Below are 18,351 nucleotides of genomic sequence, written 5' to 3'. Positions count from 1 at the left end.
CTGGAGAGGTTATGACTGTTAAGGACATTCACGAAAGTAAGATTCTAATTTTAGACTTTGGTTCACAGTACACTCAGCTTATAGCAAGGAGATTGAGGGAGAAGCACGTTTACTGTGAGATTCACCCCTACAATACTCCTATTGAAAAGATTAAGGAGTTTAAGCCTAGAGGAATTATCCTTTCTGGAGGACCTGCAAGCGTTTACGCTCCCGATTCTCCAAAGGTAAGTAAGGAGCTCTTTGAGCTTGGAGTTCCCGTCTTAGGAATTTGCTACGGTATGCAGTTAATTACTTACCTCTTTGGTGGAGAGGTTGTAAGGGCTGAAAGGCACGAGTATGGAAGGGCGGAGCTCCAAGTTCTTGACCATTCAGACCTCTTTAAAGGCCTTCCAGATAAATTTACAGTTTGGATGAGCCACGGAGATAGGGTCTTGAGGATTCCTGAAGGTTTTGAACCGATAGCTAAAACAGAGAACGCCCCTTATGCTGCAATAAGGAACAGGGAGAGAAAAATCTACGGGGTTCAGTTTCACCCTGAGGTAAAGCACACCCAGTATGGAGACAAAATTCTTGAGAACTTTGCAATTGAGATATGTGGATGTGAGCCAACTTGGACTATGGAGAACTTTATTGATTATGAAATTAAAAAGATTAGAGAAACTGTTGGAGATAAGAACGTAATCTGTGCCCTATCTGGAGGAGTTGATTCTTCAGTTGTTGCAGCTCTCCTTCACAGGGCAATAGGCGACCAGCTTTATCCGATTTTCGTTGATACGGGGCTTTTAAGGAAAGGAGAGAGGGAGAGCGTAGAGAGGACTTTTAAAGAGAAGTTCCACATGAAGAACTTTAAGGTTGTTGATGCATCTGAGCTCTTCCTTGAGAGGTTAAAGGGAGTTACAGACCCTGAGCAGAAGAGGAAGATAATCGGCCACACCTTTATAGAGGTCTTTGAAAAAGCTGCTAAAGAGATACCCAACGCCGAGTTCCTAGCCCAAGGGACCCTCTACCCAGACGTAATTGAGAGCGTTTCAGTTAAAGGTCCTTCAGCCACTATAAAGTCCCACCACAACGTTGGAGGTCTTCCAGAGAGGTTAAACTTTAAGCTGATTGAGCCTCTGAGGGAGCTCTTTAAAGACGAAGTGAGGGAGCTTGGAAGGGAGCTCGGGCTTCCGGAGGAAATCATTAAGCGCCAGCCATTCCCCGGCCCCGGCCTAGCAATAAGGATTATCGGAGAAGTTAAGCCTGAGTACCTGAAAATCTTAAGGGAGGCTGATGCAATAGTCCTAGAGGAGATTAAGAAGGCAGGCCTTTACGATAAGATCTGGCAGTCTTTTGCTGTTTTCCTTCCAATTCAGACAGTTGGAGTTATGGGAGACGTTAGGACTTACGATTACGTGATTGCCGTAAGGGCTGTTGAGAGCGTTGATGGAATGACTGCCGACTGGGTTAAACTCCCTTACGACCTTCTTGAGAGGATCTCTAACAGGATTATTAATGAAGTTGAGGGAGTTAATAGGGTTGTCTACGATATTACTTCTAAGCCTCCAGGTACTATTGAGTGGGAGTAGAGAATGGAAAGAGAAGTTTTTATTGATAGGGTAAGTGAGCTAAAAAAGGAGAAGAAGGCAGTAATCCTTGCCCACTACTACGTTGATGGTCTTATTCAGGACGTTGCCGATTTCGTTGGTGATTCCCTGGAACTTGCAAGGAAGGCTAAAGAGGTTGATGGAGAGATTATCCTCTTCTGCGGTGTTTACTTTATGGCTGAAACTGCAAAGGTTTTAAACCCTGATAGGAAAGTTCTAATTCCCTACTATAAGGCCGGCTGTTTAATGGCAGATATGGCAATAGCCGAAGAGCTGAAAGAATTTAGGGAGAATAACCCTGATTATACGGTTGTTACTTACGTTAACAGCTCAGCAGGCGTTAAGGCCCTTTCAGATGTATGCTGTACCTCTGCAAATGCCGTTAAAATCGTTGAGAGTTTAGAGGGTGATAAGATCCTCTTCGTTCCCGACAGAAACCTTGGCTCTTTCGTAGCTGAGAAGATAAAGGGTAAAGAGGTAAAACTCTGGGAAGGTTACTGCCCGGTTCACCAGAAACTTAACCCTGAGCAGGCGAGGAGGGTTAAGGAGGAAAACCCTGATGCCGTTTTCGTAGTTCACCCTGAGTGTAGGAAAGAGGTTAGGGATATTGCAGACTTTGTTGGCAGTACGTCTCAAATTGTAAAGTTCGTTAAAGGTACTGATGCAAAGAAAGTTATAGTTGGAACTGAAATGGGAACGATTCACCAGCTTAAGAAACTTAGACCTGACGTTGAGTTTATCCCTGCCTATCCCGATTTTATCTGTGATCAGATGAAGATGATTACTCCTGAGAGAGTTCTGAGAGCTCTTGAAAGGGAACAGTTTGAGGTTTCCGTTCCGGAGGAGGTAGCTGAAGGGGCAAGGAGGGCGATAGAGAGGATGCTTGAAAGGAGCTGAGGATGAAAGAGTTTAGAGTTAAGCAAGACTTAATGTTCGTTTTTGTTCCGTTAGCTTTTGACCTTCTTTTGTTTGTTGGAGCTCTCGTCTTCACCGGCGGTTTCTGGAGAGTTTCCCTAGTTCTACTATCTCTCATCTTTGCCGGTATAGTCCTTTGGCAGTCAAGACCGATCCTTAAGGCCTTTGAGCTGATAGTTACTCCGAAGGAGGTAATTGTAAAGGACTTTAGGGGGAATATCGTTAGAAGATTGGAGTGGAAAAGGATTGAAGCAGCCGTTGCAGGCTATAAAAAGACCTGGCTTCTCTATACCTACAGTTTTTACTTTAGAGTTAAGGGAGATGAGGACCTGCTCTTTGCTTTAATCTCGAGAGTTCCTGGGTTGGCCGGGAAGTTCCAACAGTTTGTAAGGGTATTTGTGAGGAAAAAAGTTCCCGTTCAGGTTGTAAAGGCTTAGTTTTAAGGAACATTCCTATTTAAAAGGAGTTGGAAATTGAAGGAGACCTCTACAAGGCTCGTTCTCCACTTTCCAAAGGAAACATGGGATAAACCAGTTATCTATAAGCTCGTTAAAGATTACGACTTAATTGTTAATATCCTTAGAGCAGAAATACTCCCTAAAATGGAAGGTTCGGCGGTTATAGAGCTTCGTGGAGACAGGAAGAAAATCGGTGAGGCCGTTAAGTTCCTAAGGAGTTTAAAGATAAAAATTAAGCCTTTGGAGCTTGACATCTTCAGGGAAGATGAAAAGTGCGTTCACTGTGGAGCCTGTATAGCCCCATGCCCCACAAATGCCTTTTACCTTGATAAAAAGACCTTCAGAGTTGAATTTGACAAGGATAAGTGTGTAGGGTGTGGCCACTGTATTCCTGCCTGCCCGCTCAGGATTATCTACTCAGCTGAGTTTTAAAGGGGCCGGAGGCCCCAAAAGTTTAGAATGAGAATTCGGCCCTTACCATTCCGGCAAAGATGTTGTCATTATCAGAGTTTCCGTGAGGGTTTGTTACAAACTGAAAATCCGGAGTAACTGCAAAGTTTTCTGAAATCTGGAGCCTGTAGTAGCCTTCAAAGTGGTATTCAATATCGTCGTTCTCTAACTTATCGTTTGGAACAACTGCAGCTAATCCAAGGCCTAAAGTATCGTTCGGCCTTGATTTTATAAGCCCTGTAATACTGATTCCTGCCGAGTAGAACTGTTCAACTTCGTAAACGTCATCGTTTGCCCATGAAGCCCTTGCAAACACCCCTAAGTTCTCTGTAACCATCTGGTCAACTGAAATTCCAACTCCCCAGCCGTCATCTGTTGAGGGTTTCTTTGCTTGATTATCTGTAGGTTGGCCAATCTTTATGTGATCTGCAGAGTCGTCCCAGAAGTATAGCCTGTAGTTTCCAGGAAGTCCGTTAAATTCGGCTGAGTATTTCAGTTGAACTGCGTAGAATGGATTATCAAATACGTCATCGTAAACGCTCTTTTCCTTCGTTACCCATTCTCTTCCATCCCATTTGATCTTAGTTGATTGATTGCTCTGAATAAGGGCTGAAATCTCAAAGTTTTCAGCTGGAGAGAAGGTTAAGGCAATTAGTGGTGCGTACTCATCTTCACCGTCAACTATAGGGTTGTTTACGAAGGGTTTTCCTACAAACTGAGCAGCCTCATCGTTTGCAAACTCGTTATCGTCAATAAAGGCAAGGGGTTCTGTTTTACCGACTGTTAAAGAGAGCTTTCCGTTGAAGAGCTCGTGGGTGTAGTAAGCTTCAAGTAAGTTAAAGGTGTTATCCTCCGGGTTATCGTCTGCAATTGTGTTGAGATTTGCAAAGAGATTTTCTGCTAAGTCTTTGTCTGCTCCCGTTCCCTCTCCGGCGTGGAGCCTCATGTAGAACTCTCCGTTCTCGTGAGGTTTAAATGAGAGTTCAAGGTCTGCAACATAGCCACTTCCGGATGGATTTGAGAAGTTCTGATTATCTATTTCATCAACGTCTGCTCCCTGATAGTAGACTACAGCTCCTCCGTGGATCTCAAGACTTCCGAGCTTCTCCTTTAGCTCTTCTACTTCATTTGCGATCTTTTCCTCATTTTCGGACTTTTCCTTTAACTTCTTCTCAAGGAGCTCTACCCTCTGCTTTAGAGTTTCCAGCTCCTCTAAGAGTTTCTGGTCTGAGGGAAAAGCCGGAGCTGAGAAAGTAATCAGTGAGAGGGTTGTTAAGGTTAGTAGTTTCTTCATTCTGCTTACCTCCTTAGTGTGTTTTTATACTCAAGATGGATTTTCCTCTTAAAAGGGAGAGGAAACCTGTCGGTTTCCTCAGGAGAAGAGCATGAAGGGGAAGTGGGGAGGTGCCCGCTTTTACAGTGCAGACAGTTACCGTTGCAAGTTTTGTTAGACTTAATTTGCTTAAGTATTAGTAATCCCGAAGTTATCCCGATGAGTAGTATGAAGATCGTTTCCATAATCAGCTCCTAATAATACTAGTTATTTACTAAGTATGAATAAACCGCGCTAATTTTACTAAATGTGTAATAACCTGATTACTGAACTCCTATTAATCTGCCAAGTGTATACAGGATTGTTGAAACTGAGTAAGGGATCAGAGTAGTAAGAATTATTGAGGTAACCGTTAGCTTTAAGCCAAACTCTTGGTAAATTGCTCCTAAGGTAACTATGCAGGGTATCCACAGGAGGCACAGAACCATGTAGGAAAAGGCCGATAGGGGAGTGAAGGCCTTGGATATGGCCTTTGTAACCGGTCCTTCTTCACTTTCAATTTCAAAGACTCCGGTTTTAAAGCTGCCGAACATTGCAACAAAAGAGTCTTTTATAGCCTGGACAAGGCCTACTACTTGTTCCTTTAGGTCTTGAGTGAAGGATATTTTTTCCTCTTCTACCTCTCCCTCCTCTCCTACCCCATAGAGCTGTCCAAGGGCGCCTACTACAACTTCTTTTGCTATGGTTCCGGGAATAAGGGCTGCAACAGGCTCCCAGCTTTTAATTCCTGTCGAGTAGAAAAGGGGAGCAATTGCTGAGGCCGTTTTGCCCAAAACCGTATCCTTTGGAGGAGCCCCGTATGGAACGTTTATTAGAGTCCAGAGTAGAACCATTGCCGCTGCAATTACCGTTCCTGCCTTCTTTAAGAAGGCTCCAAGCCTTACAGATATTGATGTCCAGAGCATCTTTAAAGTTGGGATTCTGTAAGGGGGGAGCTCCATAACGAAGGTTTCAGCGCTACCCTTAAAGAAGAACTTCTTAAGGAAAATACCAACTATGGTAGCAACAACAATTCCGATTATGTACATTGAGAAGACGACTTCTGCCTGATACTTCTTAAAGAAAACTGCCGTAAATAGGGCGTATATTGGAAGTCTTGCCCCGCAGGACATAAATGGAATAAGGAGAGCTGTTAGCTTTCTGTCCCTTTCGTTTTCAAGTGTCCTCGTTGCATAAACTGCAGGAACGTTGCACCCAAAACCGATTATCATGGGAACGAAAGATTTACCGGGAAGCCCTATTACTCTCATTAGCCTGTCCATTACAAAGGCTGCTCTTGCCATGTATCCACTTTCCTCTAAGAGGGCGAGGAAGAAGTAGAGGAAGAGTAATAGTGGAACAAACGTTAGTACTGTTCCAACTCCTCCAATTATCCCGTCAATAATTAGTGACTGAAGCCAATCTGGAAACCCTGAAATAGCGGCAGAAACCCACTTTGCAATAAAATCGTTTACAAATCCGTCGGTCCAGTCAATTAAAGGTCCGCTGCCGTCAAAGGTCAGCTTGAAGACGAGATACATAATAAAAAGAAAGATAGGAATTCCTAATAATCGGTTTAAAAAAATAGCGTCCAAGATATCTGTTAAGGTCCTCTTCTTTTCAACTGGTTCCTTCAGAGTCTGTTTTAAAACTCCCCTTATAAAGCCGTACCTTTCCTCTGCTACCACAGAGTCTCCACTCTCTCCAAAGAACTCCTCAAGTTCCTGTAAAACTCTTTCCACTGCTTTTGCAGATTCAGAACTTAACTCCTTGAAAATAAGCTCGTCTCCCTCAAGGAGTTTAAGGCTGGCCCACCTCTTCGGCATGCCTTTTGGAACAAATGGTTCAACTTTCTTAACGAACTTTTCAAGGTCTTCACTGTAAATCGGTGGTCTTGGAAGTGAAACTTCACCTTGGGTAATTAGCCTAAGGAGCTCCTTTGTTCCCTCTCCTTTTGTAGCAACAGTTGGTACTGCTTTAACTCCAAGGAGTTCCTCAAACTTATCCAAGTTTAGGCTATAACCAAGTGATCTAAACTCATCCCAGACGTTTAAGGCGATAACTGTAGGAATTCCAAGCTCTAAAATCTGGGTTGTTAAGTATAAATTCCTTTCAAGGTTTGTGGAGTCAACCACGTTAACTATTACGTCAGGCCTTTCTTTAAGGAGGAACTCTCTTGTTATCCTCTCCTCTATCGTAAAAGGGCTTAAGCTGTAAACTCCGGGAAGGTCAACGAGGTAGAGCTCCTTTCCATCTACCTTAACTGTTGCCTCCTTCTTTTCAACTGTAACCCCCGGCCAGTTTCCGACCTTTAACTTCGTTCCCGCAATTGCGTTTATAAGTGCTGTTTTTCCGACGTTCGGGTTTCCTACGAAGGCAACCTTTAACTTATCCATCTTAAATTACCTCCACCTCTACGTTTTCTGCTTCTTTCTTCCTTAATGAGAGCTTTGTGCCCTTTACTCTTATCTCTATGGGATCTCCAAGGGGAGCTACCTTTTCGACGGTTATTACCTCTTCCTTAATCAGCCCCATAGCTCTTAACCTTCTTGAGAGTTCTTGACTTGATTTAACCCTAACTACTTTTGCCCTTTGGCCTACTTTTAACTGGGATAGCTTCATCTTTCCTCCTCCACAAAAACTTTACTTGCTATTCCAAATCCAAGACCTATCCTTGACTCTCCTACCCTTACTAAGACCGGTCCTCCTTTAGTGTTTAAAACTTTCAACTTCGCTCCGGGGTAAATTCCAAGGGAGCTTAACCTTTCAAGAGCTCTCCTCCCTCCTTTGATTTCCTTTACCCTTACTTCTTTACCGTCTTTGCAGAAGGGGAGCGGAACCAATCTTTCCTCCTTTGTTAGGATAAACTAACTTTTCTTGGTAAGTTGAATATTAATAGTATCTCTTTACTCTGTCAAGGTTTTAAAAAAAGACAATAGCATGTAGGAAGAAAAGGCGCTTTGGAAGGTAATTAAGAAGAGAGTTTTTATTTTTACTGGAGCTCCTCTAAAATCCTTTCTGCGGCTTCTTTAGGATTCTCTGCTCTCGTTATTGGCCTTCCAACTACTATAAAGTCTGTTCCGAGCTCTTTGGCCATTTTCGGAGTTACTACCCTCTTCTGGTCATCCTTCGCCGCCCACAGAGGGCGAATTCCTGGAGTTACGGTTATAAAGTCCTCCCCTAAGTTGTTTTTTATTAACCTTACCTCTTTAGCCGAACATACTACTCCATCAAGGCCTGCTCTTTTAGCAAGCTCCGCAAGTCTTAAAACTTCCTCGTTCAGGGGTTTTTCTATCCCAACTTCCCTTAAATCCTCCTCCTTCATGCTGGTTAGAACCGTTACGGCAATTAGAAGGGGCTTTTCTACTCCGAGTTTTTCTGCATACTCTCTGTTAAACTCGGCCACTTCCCTCATAAGCTCAAAGCCCCCGAGGGCGTGGAGGTTGTACATAAATACTCCAGCCTCAACTGCGACCCTTGCAGCCGACTTTACAGTGTTTGGAATGTCGTGGTACTTTAGGTCAAGGAAAACCTTTTTACCCGTTGAGGAAATTTCTCTTACAACGTCAATTCCAGCCCTTGAAAAGAGCTCCAGCCCAACTTTGTAGTATTTGACAGAATCTCCCAGCTCCTTAACGAGTTTAAGTGCTTTCTCTTTACTATCAAAATCAAGGGCTACTATGAGCATTTTCCTCTCCTTCTATTAGAGCTCCTCTATCATGCAGACAAAAGTTGGCTTTAAAATTACGTCAAGCTGGTCTATCTCTTTAACTGCAAGGTCAATGTCCCTCTTCTTTGCCGGGTGGGTTGTCATTACTACCGGAACTCCACCGTTAAAGTCAATACTCCTTTGAAGGGCCATCTTTATGCTTATCTGGTATTTACCGAGTATTAGGGCAATCTTGGCTAAAACCCCGGGTCTATCAACTGCGGTAAACCTTAAATAAAAACTTGAGACAAACTGGTCCGGCTCCTTGATCGGTAAAGAACCATCTCTAAAGAGACACTCAGGAATGGAGAAGCTATTACCCACTGCTAAATCAACTATGTCGCTTACAACGGCGCTTGCAGTTGGTTTCTGGCCTGCTCCCTTTCCGTAGTAGAGGGTTTCTCCGACAAAGTCCCCCTCTATTAAGCAGGCATTGAAGACTCCGTTAACGCTTGAGAGGATGTGTTCTTCAGGTATCATTGTCGGGTGAACTCTCACCTCTAAGGAGCCGTCAACTTCCTTTGCTACTGCAAGGAGCTTAACAGAGTATCCGAACTCTTCTTTTGCTATTTCAATGTCAAGGGGAGTAAGTTTGCTAATTCCGTCTACGAATACGTTTTCTGTTTTAACCCAGCGGCAGAATGCAAGGCTTGAGAGGATTGCTATTTTGTGGGCTGCGTCAAAGCCTTCAACGTCAAGTGTCGGGTCTGCTTCAGCGTACCCGTTCTCTTGAGCTAGCTTAAGCGCTTCCTCAAAGGAGAGACCTTTCTGGGTCATCTGGGTAAGGATAAAGTTTGCAGTACCGTTTATTATCCCGTAGATTCTCTCTATCCTGTTCCCGACGAGGCCTTCCCTTAGGGCCTTTATTACTGGAATTCCCCCTCCGACGCTTGCTTCAAACTTAAGGGAAACTCCCTTTTCCTTTGCCATCTTAAACAGTTCGTTTCCGTAATCTGCAAGGAGGGCTTTATTTGCAGTTACTACGTGCCTTTTATTACTTAAAGCTTCCTCAATAATCCTCTTAGCGGTTGTCGTTCCTCCTATAAGCTCAACTACAGTGTCGCACTCAACTTCTTTAATCGCTTTAAAGGCGTCCGTATATACTTTTTCCTTTGGAACTCCTAAAGAGATAACTTTTTCCGGATTAAGGTCTGAAACGAATGCTATTTCAACTTTCCTACCTATCCTCTTTTCAATGAATGGGCCGTTTTCAAGTAATAGCTTTACTACGCCGCTGCCTACAGTTCCGCAGCCGACAATTCCAACTTTAAAGCTCACCCTTCCTCCCTCAAACGTTAATATTCCTTAATCCATACTTTTCAAATGCTCTCTTTATTCCCCTAACTGCCTGTTTTATCCTAAGTTCGTTTTCAACGAGGGCAAACCTTACGTATTTATCTCCGTACTCCCCAAAACCTATTCCCGGTGAAACTGCTACTTTTCCGTCAAGTAGGAGCATCTTTGCAAACTCCAGAGAGCCCATTGACTGGAACTTCTCTGGGATTTTTGCCCAAACAAACATAGTCGCCTTTGGCTTTTCAACCTTCCAGCCTATCCTGTTTAGGCCCTCAACCAGGACATCCCTCCTCCTTTCGTAAATCTTCCTGTACTCTTCAACGCAGGACTGGTCGCTCTTAAGTGCAATGATTGCGGCAATCTGGATAGGTTGGAACATGCCGTAGTCAAGGTAGCTCTTCATCCTGTAGAGGGCGTGGATTATCTCCTTATTTCCGGCGGCAAACCCTACCCTCCAGCCGGCCATTGAGTAGGTTTTTGATAGGGAGTAGAACTCAACGGCTATCTCTTTAGCTCCCTTAACCTGAAGGATACTCGGAGGAACGTATCCGTCAAAGGATATTTCAGCGTATGCTATATCCTGAATTACTATCAGGTTGTTCTCTTTTGCAAAGTCAACGATTTTCTCAAAGAAGGGAAGTTCAACGGTTGCAGTTGTGGGGTTGTGTGGGAAGTTGAGTATTAGTACCTTTGGCCTTGGCCAGCTCTCCTTGTAGGCCTTAATCAGTGATTCAAGGAAGACTTCAGAGTCAAAAGTTCCTTCATCGGTTAAGAGTGGAATACTCCTTACGTCTCCACCGGCAATGATTATTGAGTAGGGGTGAATCGGGTAGGCCGGTGTGGGAACTAGGGCTACGTCCCCCGGGTTGATGAGGGTGAGGGCAAGGTGTGCAAGCCCCTCCTTTGAGCCGATTGTGGTTATAACTTCGCTTTCTGGGTCAAGCTCAACTCCGTACTTCCTCTGATACCAGAGGGCTAGAGCCTCCCTAAGCTTGTAGAGACCTTTTGTTTGAGAATACCTGTGGTTTTTTGGGTTCTGGGCAGCTTCACAGAGTTTATCAACTATGTGCTTTGGGGTCGGAAGGTCTGGGTTTCCCATACCTAAGTCAACTATGTCCTCTCCTGCACGCCTCAACTTCATTTTAAGGTCGTTGACCACTGCAAAGACGTAAGGAGGAAGCCTATCTATTCTTGCAAACTGGAACTTTGACATCTCCTTCTCCAGGTTACTCTTTGAGTGAAAAGTTATTATACACCTTCAATTTGTTAGAATTTGGCTGCCGCAGGTGAACGGGAAGTCCGGTGAGAGTCCGGCGCTGTCCCCGCAACCGTGAGCAGGCAATAAAAAGGCTGAAACCACTGGGGGAGGAAGGTTAAGAGCCTCTCCTCTGGGAAGGTTCAGCCTTAAAAAGCCTGCGAGCCGGGAGACCGGCCTGCGGTAAAAACTTTCTGCCCTGCGGGGGTTCAGGGCAGGGAGGGTGAGGTGATAAGGAGTTTTATTTTATTTTTTCTGGTTCTTTTCCCTTTGGCCTCATTCTGTGGTGAGAGGATCGTTTCCCTTTCCCCAGCCCTTAGCGAAGTTGTCCATTACCTGGGGAAGGACTCAGAGCTCCTTGGGGTGACCAACTTCTGCGATGAGGACTTCTGTAAAGTTAAAGAGAGAGTCGGGGGTATAGTTAACCCTAACCTAGAAAAGACAGTTTCCCTTAAGCCTACTCTGGTTATATGCACAACGATGACCCCTGAAAGGTTCTGTGATGCTTTAGAGAGGTTGGGAATTAAAACAGAGAGGTTCAGACTCGTTTCTATTGAGGATTTGTTTAGCGTTTCAGAGCTCCTATCCAGAGAGCTTAACGTCCCTTCTAATAAAGTGGAAGTTTTAAAGAGGCGTTTAGAAGAAGAGGCTCAAGGGCTAAGTAGGTGCTTAAGGGGTAAGAAGGTCTTTATAGCCCTTTCGTCTAAGCCCCTTTACTGTGCAGGGAGCTCCACCTACCTTGGGCAGCTAATTGAGATGTCAGGTGGGAAGGTCGTTCCGGAAGGAAGCTTTAGGGCGGTTTCTCTGGAAGTCCTTTACTCCTTGAAACCTAACCTTGTCATATCGTTCTCCGGATGCTCTTCCTTTAAAGGTTTTAAGTGTTACGACCTTTCCCCCTATAAGTCGGACTTCCTCCACCCAAGTCCGAGGCTCTTGAGGGGACTGGATAAGTTAAGGGAGGAGATGTGTCAAGAGTAGGGCTTATCCTCCTTTTCCTCATACTTTCATCTCTTCTCTTTCTAACTTGGAGAGTTCCATCTTCTGAGATTCTAGTTTCCTTCAGGTTTCCAGAGCTTCTATCAGCCCTCTCCTTTGGCTCAACCCTTGCAGTTTCAGGAGCCGTCTTTCAAAACACTTTGAGAAATCCACTTGCCGAACCTTACACTTTGGGGGTCGCCTCGGCAAGTGCCCTTGGAGCCGTTCTCTCTCTCCTGATTAACTTAAGGCCTGAACTTGGGGCTGTTTTATTCTCTTCCCTATCGGTTTTGATAATTTGGTTTGCAGGAAAGCTCTTTAAGAACACCTTTTCCATTCTCCTTTTTGGAGTTGGAATAAATGCCCTCTTTTCTGCATTAATCCTCTTTTCCTACGCCCTCATTCCCTCCTACACACTCACAGATGCCATCTACGTTACACTCGGTTTTATAACTCCTCCTTCTTTAAAGGTTTCTCTCCTTTTAGTTCTCCTATCCCTTTTAACTTTGGTTTTAGGTCTTTACTTTAAGAGGGAAGTTGAGCTCCTTCCCCTTGGAAGTGAGATTGCCTACTTTTCCGGAGTAGACTCTGAAGGAGCCCTTTTAAAGCTCCTCGTCCTGTTCAGCCTTCCGGTTGCAGTTTTTATCTCCCTCTTTGGGATTGTTGGTTTTGTCGGAATCGTTGTTCCCCACCTTGTAAGATTGCTCGGTTTTAGGGTCGGAAAAGCCTTTATCCTCCTTAACTACCTTTTGGGTGGGGCTCTCCTTATCTTTTCCCAGTTCCTCTCAAGGGAGGTTCTCTACCCAACTCTCCTCCCGGTTGGAGTTGTAACTGCCCTCTTTGGAGCTCCTGCATTTATCTACCTTCTCTGGAGGTACTCCGGTGCTAGAGGTTAGGGAGCTCTCCTTTAGGGTTTTAAAGGGAATCTCCTTTAAGGTGGAACCTGGGGATGTTGTTGGAGTTGTCGGTAAAAACGGTGCCGGTAAGAGTACTCTGTTAAAGTGTTTAGGTGGCTATTACAGATACAGGGGACAGGTCTTCTTAAAGGGGAAGGAGCTCCTTTCATACCCTTTAAACAGGAGGGTTTTACTTGTTAACTACCTTCCTCAGGAGCTCTCCCTTCCCTTTGACTACACGGTTAAGGAGTTCCTCTGGGTAACAACGGGGGTAAAGGGTTTTGAACTGGCCGTTGAAAAGTTCGGTATTTCAGCTCTTTTAGATAGGAACTTTAACAGTTTAAGCGGTGGAGAGAAGGTTAAAGTTTTGCTTTCAAGGCTCTACCTATTAAAGCCTTCAGTTTTCCTCCTTGATGAGCCTTCAGCCTACCTTGATTTAGCGGTTATCTCCCTCCTTTCCTCCTTCGTTAAGGAGATGTCTTATGACCGGAAGAGCCTTTTAATCGTTTCCCACGACGTCTCCTTCCTCTACTCAGTATGTAAAAAGTTCATCGGTTTAAAGGATGGAAAACTCCTCTTTTTTGGGGGAAAGGAGGAGCTGGTTGAAAACCTTGAGACCCTCTTTGACTGCCCTTTAAGTGTGAAACTGATAGATGGAGAGCTCTTTATAAAAAATAAGGAGGTGTAGAGGTGAGAAGAGAACTCTTAGCCCTTAGTTTTGCTCTGCTTTTAACTTCTACTGTTAAGGCTGAAGACGTTTTAGTTACTGCAAACAGGATTGAAGTACCTGAAGAATCTGTTTCTGAGGACTTTGAGGTAATTACAAAAGAAGACATTAAAAAGTACGGATTTACCTCTATCTCCGATGTTTTAGCCTACATTTCAGGAATTCACCTTTCATCAAACGGAGGTTTAGGACAAGTTACTAACGTTTATACACTGGGCCTTCCCTCAAAGCACATCCTCGTTATGGTTAACGGAGTTCCCGTTTACGACCCTTCAAGGATCGGCGGAGAGGCCAACTTTGAGTGGATAGACCTATCAAACGTTGAGAGAATTGAGGTGATTAAGGGACCTCAGGGAGCCCTATACGGCTCAGATGCAGTTGCTGGAGTCATAAACATAATTACTAAAAAGCCTAAAGAAAGGGAGTTTAAACTAACTACGGAAGGGGGGAAGTATAAGACCTTCAAGGAGAGATTCTACGCGGGGCTTCCCCTAGAAAAGGGTTTCCTCTCTCTATCATTTGAGAACTTTAAGACAAATGGCTTCAGCGCAACAAACTCAGATAGCCCCTACTATGAGAGTGACAACGACGGCTTTAGGTATAAGGCAGGCTGGTTCTCTTACGGGTACAGCCCCAGCGATAGGGTTAGGATTACAGGAGACTTGAAAGTTAGGGGAGGAAGCGTTGACTACGATTCCCTTCCCTACAACCCTAAAGCAAAGGCTAACTACGACAACTTCTTTACAGATTTAAAGGGAGAGTTCTTAATTTCAGACGACCTTTCAGTTTCAGCCAAGTTCGGCCACAACAGGGAAGAGAGGGAGTATCCTTACGGCAACTATACTGGAGTAGTAAGGTACTTCTCCCTTCAGCCTGTTTACTATTTAAGTGAGAATACCTTCTTAACGGGAGGCTTAAACTACAGACAGGAGAAAGCTCAAACCCCAAGTAAGTCTTCTGCTCACACAAGGTCTGCCTTTGTGGAGCTCCACGGCGAAATCTTTGGAGTAACTTACACTGGAGCTCTAAGGAGAGATTGGCACAGCCAGTTTGGAGGGAAAACCACTTACAAGTTATCTGCAGGCTACAAGATTAGGCTGACAGGTACAAAACTTAGAGCCCAGTACGGAACCGGATTTAAGGCTCCCTCCCTCTATCAGCTCTACGGCCCCGGGGTAGGCAATGAAAAGCTAAAGGCCGAAACTAGCGAAGGCTGGAACGTAGGGTTTGACCAGAGAATTCCGTACCTAAAGGGGAGTTTCTCCGTGACCTACTTTAAGAACCACGTCTGGAACCTTATAGATATGCCCTGGTGGCAGGGAGTTTACAAGTACACTAACTACAATAAAGCCCTAACTGAGGGAGTAGAGATAAAGGGTAAGGTAGAGGTAATTGAAAACCTCTCTTTATTTGGAAGTTATACCCACTTAAGGGCAGAGGACTATAAGCCGGGTAGCGGTTGGGAGAAGCTTGCAAGGAGGCCTGAATTCAGCTATACGGTAGGAGTTGAGGGGAAATTTAAGGGAGTTAAAACTTCCCTATGGGCCCTCCACTACTCAGACAGGGAAGATTCAAACGGTAAAACCCTTGGAGGGTTTACAACTGTTAACTGTTACGTCTCCTACGAGTTTAAGGGAGGCCTTGAGCTCTACGCCAAAGGTATTAACCTTACAGATGAGGACTACCAGCTTGCCTACGGGTACAACACTATGGGAAGGGCCCTCTTTGTCGGCCTAAACTACGCCTTTAAGTAATTTTGGGGGCTTTTGCCCCTTTTGTTAAACTTCTCCTATGAGTAAAAGAGTCTTAATAACAGGAGCCTCTGGTTTTATAGCCGGCCATATAGTAAGGGAACTTTCAAAAGAATACCCACTCATTTTGGTCTCAAGGAAAGAGTTGGCCTATCCATTCCCTGTTTACCATCCATCAGATTTAAGGAGGGCCTTTGAAGTTGAACGGCCTGATGTTGTTATTAATACCGTTGGTATTCTCAAGGAAACTAAAGGAACAACTTATGGGGAAGCCCACGTTGAGTTTACAGGGAGTTTAGTTGAACTAGCAAAGGAGTTTGGAGTAAGGAAGTTTATTCAGATTTCTGCACTTGGGACTAGGAAAGGAGCTCCCTCCATCTACCACAGGACTAAGTGGGAAGCCGAAGAGTTAGTAAGGAGTTCTGGAATTCCCTACCTTATACTTAGGCCTTCAATAGTTCTGGGGAAAGGACAGAAGCTCTACGATGATCTTAAGAGGCTTTCAAGGTTCCTTCCGGTTATCTTTGCTCCAAGGATGAAGGTTCAGCCGGTTAGGGTTGAAAGGGTTGTTGAGGCCGTTAAGGAAGGGTTGAGTGTAAACTTAGCGGAACTTTTGAGCTCTGCGGAGAGAGGGTAATGAGTATGGGAGAACTCTTTAGGGAAGTCCTTAAAGAGCTCCGAATAAAAAGGCCTGTATTTGAGGTTCCGAAGTTCTTTCTCCTCCCTGCAGCCCTTATCGGCCTCTTTGAGTTTGATATTGACCAGTACAGGATGATTGAGGATAACCTCTGTAAGGGGGAGGAAAATGGTTGAAGAACTCTTTAAGGTCTCTCAGGAAGTTTTGGAGGGGAAGAGAAGTTTTAAGGAGCTCTTAGACTTTCCGGAAGGTAAACCTGAGAGGAGAGAAGTTCAGAACCCATTTAAAAGGTCTGCTCTAATCGTCTCAGCCGATAGGTTGGAGCACGTTAAAAAAGCCCTCAGCAGAGAAGCTGACGTAATCATTTTTAACTTAGAGGACGGAGTAAGTGATACTAGAAAGGAGTTTGGAAGGATATTTTTGAGGAAGTTCCTATTGAACACGCCCCTTTTAGGGGAGAAGGAGGTTGTTGTTAGAGTAAACCCGATTGATTCTCCCTACTTCTTTGAGGACGTTTATCAAATTCTTCCTGCTCTTCCTCACGCTATCAGGATTAGTAAAGTTCGTTCTCCAGAGGACGTTGTTACCCTTGACAGGTTAATCTCCTCCTTTGAAAGGAGCAGGGGAGTTGAGGAGGGGTTCATAAGAGTTCAGCTTTCAATAGAGACTCCTCAGGCGATTTCAAACCTGAAGGAGATCCTTTCGGCCTCAGAGAGGATAGATGCAGCTTACCTTGGGATTCTTGATCTGTTTGCAGAGCTTGGAGTTTCTCAGAAATTTCAGGGTGAGAGGTTGGGTTCTTACTTAAGGGAAAAGTTTTCCTTAGAGTGCCGTCTAGCTGGGGTCTGTCCAATAGGTCCTGCCTATCAGGACTATCAGGACCTTGAAGGTTTTAAGAGAGAAGCAGAGTTTGAGAGGGAGCTTGGTTTTTGCGGAAAGATGGCAATCTCTGTAAGGCAGTCAAAGATTGCCCTTGAAGTTTTCTCTCCCTCTGAGGAAGAGGTAGAGGAAGCAAAGGAGATAGTTGAGCTCTACGAAAGAGCCCTGAAGGGGGGGAAAGGAGGGATAACTTACAAGGGCAAGTTTATTGACCAGCCCATCTATAAGGACGCCCTTAACACTCTCCGTTTCTGTTCTTAAACAGCTTTTCCAGTTTATCCCATATGGTTCTTACTGCAGGAATGGGAGTGATGTCGTTTCTCTTAACGGCGAAAAAGCACCTTCTTATTGAAAGGCCTCTAATTTCTACTACTTTTACCTTTTTGCACTCAACCTCGTCCTTAACCGAGTACCTTGATACGAGGCCAAAGCCGGCTCCCCTTTTTACTGCCTCCTTTATCGCCGTATTACTTCCAAGGTAGGCAATTACGTTTAATTTGGCCGCCGGAATTCCGGCCTTTCTCAGTGCTTTCTCAACAGTTTTCCTCGTTCCAGAGTCCTCCTCCCTGAAAATGAGGGGAAGTTTTAGTAGCTCTTCAAGAGTAATTGAGTCCCTTTTAAAGTAGGGAGGGGAGATTAGGACGATTTCGTCGTTGTGGACTTTCTTTACTTCAAATTTAGGGTCAAACACTTCAAGGCCGACGAACCCTAAGTCAAAGTTTGGAATGTTCTCTCTTAGGAGGTTTAATACCTTACTTGAGTCGTAGATTTCGACCTGGAAAGTCACTTCTGGAAGGAGTTCTTTGAGTTTTATTAGGAGGTGGGGGATTAGGTAATCCCCCGGAATGTTACTTGCTGCAATTCTCACTTTTCCTGAAACCTTTGAGCTGTCAAGGGAGAGGAGTTCTGCAAGGGCTTCGTCTCTCTTCTTTAGTATCTCAACTGCGTGTTTGTAGAGTATCTTTGCCTCTTCAGTAGGAACTACTCTTCTGCCCAGCCTATCAAAGAGCTTCTTACCTAGAGAATCCTCTAGGTGTTGAATGTGGGTACTTACCGTAGGCTGGGAGAGGCCGAGCTGTTTAGCGGCTTTTGAGAAGCTCCTGTTCTCAAAAACCTTTGCAAATACTTCAAGCTGTTTTATGTCCATTTTTAGTTTTTGCTTACTCTAGGCCGGCTATTTTTAGAACAATATCAACAACAACAACGAAGAGGACTCCTGACATTATTATTGAAATCATTGTTCCAAATCCCCAGACAATCGGGGGGAGTTTAAGGCGTTTTACGTATTTAACGTAGTACGTAAAGGTTATGAGTGAGAATACAGCTGCCAGGCTGAACTTTAGGCCCAAGTAGTGTTTAAGGTCAAGGAGCTGGGAGAATATTCCGAGAGGTAAGAGGGAGAACATTACCATCATATAGAGGCCAACTATTGTTGCTCCTATTCCAAGGCTTTTAGCAAGACCGTCGCTGAAGCTCTTTGTAGCCATGGTAACCCTCCTTTAAAT

General features: G+C 44.5%; 20 protein-coding genes and 1 riboswitch. Of the genes, 11 read left to right on the top strand and 9 right to left on the bottom strand.

Annotated features, from left to right (window positions below; translation table 11 throughout):
* Positions 1 to 11: 11 nt before the first annotated feature.
* The 4 genes from guaA to C7457_RS06540 are packed head-to-tail and all read left to right on the top strand — an operon-like array spanning position 12 to position 3,391.
* Complete coding sequence (gene guaA / locus C7457_RS06555; RefSeq protein ID WP_121171279.1) at positions 12 to 1,568, top strand: glutamine-hydrolyzing GMP synthase; 1,557 nt, start codon at positions 12 to 14, stop codon at positions 1,566 to 1,568.
* A 3-nt stretch (positions 1,569 to 1,571) separates the two neighbouring features.
* Positions 1,572 to 2,483: a quinolinate synthase NadA gene (gene nadA, locus C7457_RS06550; protein ID WP_121171277.1), complete on the top strand. Its 912-nt coding sequence runs from the start codon at positions 1,572 to 1,574 to the stop codon at positions 2,481 to 2,483.
* Positions 2,484 to 2,485: 2 nt separating this feature from the next.
* On the top strand, positions 2,486 to 2,938 hold the full coding sequence (locus C7457_RS06545; RefSeq protein WP_170137378.1) for a hypothetical protein: 453 nt from the start codon (positions 2,486 to 2,488) through the stop codon (positions 2,936 to 2,938).
* A 36-nt stretch (positions 2,939 to 2,974) separates the two neighbouring features.
* Complete coding sequence (locus tag C7457_RS06540; RefSeq protein WP_121171273.1) at positions 2,975 to 3,391, top strand: NIL domain-containing protein; 417 nt, start codon at positions 2,975 to 2,977, stop codon at positions 3,389 to 3,391.
* Between the two features lie 22 nt (positions 3,392 to 3,413).
* Here C7457_RS06540 and C7457_RS06535 read toward each other — a convergent pair whose 3' ends face one another.
* The 7 genes from C7457_RS06535 to C7457_RS06500 form a co-directional block, all read right to left on the bottom strand.
* Positions 3,414 to 4,703 (bottom strand): carbohydrate porin, encoded by a 1,290-nt coding sequence (locus C7457_RS06535; protein WP_121171271.1) that lies wholly within the window; start codon positions 4,701 to 4,703, stop codon positions 3,414 to 3,416.
* A 302-nt stretch (positions 4,704 to 5,005) separates the two neighbouring features.
* A complete protein-coding gene (gene feoB / locus C7457_RS06525) occupies positions 5,006 to 7,117 on the bottom strand; it encodes a ferrous iron transport protein B (protein ID WP_121171267.1) in 2,112 nt (703 codons plus the stop codon).
* A gap of 1 nt (position 7,118) precedes the next feature.
* The gene (locus tag C7457_RS06520; RefSeq protein WP_121171265.1) at positions 7,119 to 7,343 is read right to left on the bottom strand and encodes a FeoA family protein; all 225 of its coding nucleotides are present in this window, start codon (positions 7,341 to 7,343) and stop codon (positions 7,119 to 7,121) included.
* Positions 7,340 to 7,564, bottom strand: a complete 225-nt coding sequence (locus C7457_RS06515) for a FeoA family protein (protein ID WP_170137377.1) — start codon at positions 7,562 to 7,564, stop codon at positions 7,340 to 7,342. The genes C7457_RS06520 and C7457_RS06515 overlap by 4 nt, the downstream gene beginning before the upstream one ends.
* A 149-nt stretch (positions 7,565 to 7,713) precedes the next feature.
* Complete coding sequence (gene pyrF, locus C7457_RS06510) at positions 7,714 to 8,409, bottom strand: orotidine-5'-phosphate decarboxylase (RefSeq protein ID WP_121171261.1); 696 nt, start codon at positions 8,407 to 8,409, stop codon at positions 7,714 to 7,716.
* A gap of 15 nt (positions 8,410 to 8,424) precedes the next feature.
* Complete coding sequence (locus C7457_RS06505; protein WP_121171259.1) at positions 8,425 to 9,708, bottom strand: homoserine dehydrogenase; 1,284 nt, start codon at positions 9,706 to 9,708, stop codon at positions 8,425 to 8,427.
* 10 nt (positions 9,709 to 9,718) lie between these two features.
* Positions 9,719 to 10,939, bottom strand: coding sequence for an aminotransferase class I/II-fold pyridoxal phosphate-dependent enzyme (locus C7457_RS06500; RefSeq protein ID WP_121171257.1), 1,221 nt, complete (start codon positions 10,937 to 10,939; stop codon positions 9,719 to 9,721).
* A 54-nt stretch (positions 10,940 to 10,993) separates the two neighbouring features.
* Positions 10,994 to 11,177: riboswitch (cobalamin riboswitch) on the top strand.
* Positions 11,178 to 11,209: 32 nt separating this feature from the next.
* On the opposite strand from C7457_RS06500, the gene C7457_RS08730 reads away from it, so the two are divergent.
* The 7 genes from C7457_RS08730 to C7457_RS06475 are packed head-to-tail and all read left to right on the top strand — an operon-like array spanning position 11,210 to position 17,107.
* Entirely contained in the window at positions 11,210 to 11,959 is a 750-nt protein-coding gene (locus tag C7457_RS08730) for an ABC transporter substrate-binding protein (protein ID WP_147422187.1), read from the top strand.
* Positions 11,947 to 12,852, top strand: coding sequence for a FecCD family ABC transporter permease (locus tag C7457_RS06495; protein ID WP_121171255.1), 906 nt, complete (start codon positions 11,947 to 11,949; stop codon positions 12,850 to 12,852). The genes C7457_RS08730 and C7457_RS06495 overlap by 13 nt, the downstream gene beginning before the upstream one ends.
* Complete coding sequence (locus tag C7457_RS06490; protein WP_170137376.1) at positions 12,839 to 13,540, top strand: ABC transporter ATP-binding protein; 702 nt, start codon at positions 12,839 to 12,841, stop codon at positions 13,538 to 13,540. Before C7457_RS06495 ends, C7457_RS06490 begins: the two co-directional genes overlap by 14 nt.
* A gap of 2 nt (positions 13,541 to 13,542) precedes the next feature.
* Positions 13,543 to 15,333 carry a TonB-dependent receptor plug domain-containing protein gene (locus C7457_RS06485; RefSeq protein WP_121171251.1) on the top strand — a complete coding sequence of 597 codons (1,791 nt, stop codon included), beginning with the start codon at positions 13,543 to 13,545 and terminating at the stop codon, positions 15,331 to 15,333.
* Positions 15,334 to 15,370: 37 nt separating this feature from the next.
* Positions 15,371 to 15,967, top strand: coding sequence for an NAD-dependent epimerase/dehydratase family protein (locus C7457_RS06480; RefSeq protein ID WP_121171249.1), 597 nt, complete (start codon positions 15,371 to 15,373; stop codon positions 15,965 to 15,967).
* On the top strand, positions 15,967 to 16,143 hold the full coding sequence (locus C7457_RS08785) for a hypothetical protein (protein ID WP_170137375.1): 177 nt from the start codon (positions 15,967 to 15,969) through the stop codon (positions 16,141 to 16,143). Before C7457_RS06480 ends, C7457_RS08785 begins: the two co-directional genes overlap by 1 nt.
* Positions 16,136 to 17,107: an HpcH/HpaI aldolase/citrate lyase family protein gene (locus tag C7457_RS06475; protein WP_121171247.1), complete on the top strand. Its 972-nt coding sequence runs from the start codon at positions 16,136 to 16,138 to the stop codon at positions 17,105 to 17,107. The genes C7457_RS08785 and C7457_RS06475 overlap by 8 nt, the downstream gene beginning before the upstream one ends.
* Here the strand turns inward: C7457_RS06475 and C7457_RS06470 are convergent.
* Both C7457_RS06470 and C7457_RS06465 read right to left on the bottom strand, forming a co-directional pair.
* Positions 17,082 to 17,993 carry a selenium metabolism-associated LysR family transcriptional regulator gene (locus tag C7457_RS06470; protein WP_121171245.1) on the bottom strand — a complete coding sequence of 304 codons (912 nt, stop codon included), beginning with the start codon at positions 17,991 to 17,993 and terminating at the stop codon, positions 17,082 to 17,084. The genes C7457_RS06475 and C7457_RS06470 overlap by 26 nt on opposite strands.
* Positions 17,994 to 18,006: 13 nt before the next feature.
* Positions 18,007 to 18,333: a hypothetical protein gene (locus C7457_RS06465; RefSeq protein WP_121171243.1), complete on the bottom strand. Its 327-nt coding sequence runs from the start codon at positions 18,331 to 18,333 to the stop codon at positions 18,007 to 18,009.
* Positions 18,334 to 18,351: the final 18 nt, after the last annotated feature.

The sequence above is a fragment of the Thermovibrio guaymasensis genome (assembly GCF_003633715.1).
In the GTDB taxonomy this organism is placed as follows: domain Bacteria; phylum Aquificota; class Aquificia; order Desulfurobacteriales; family Desulfurobacteriaceae; genus Thermovibrio; species Thermovibrio guaymasensis.
Note: the sequence above shows the minus strand (reverse complement) of the source record. Positions and strands in the feature narration are given on the sequence as shown.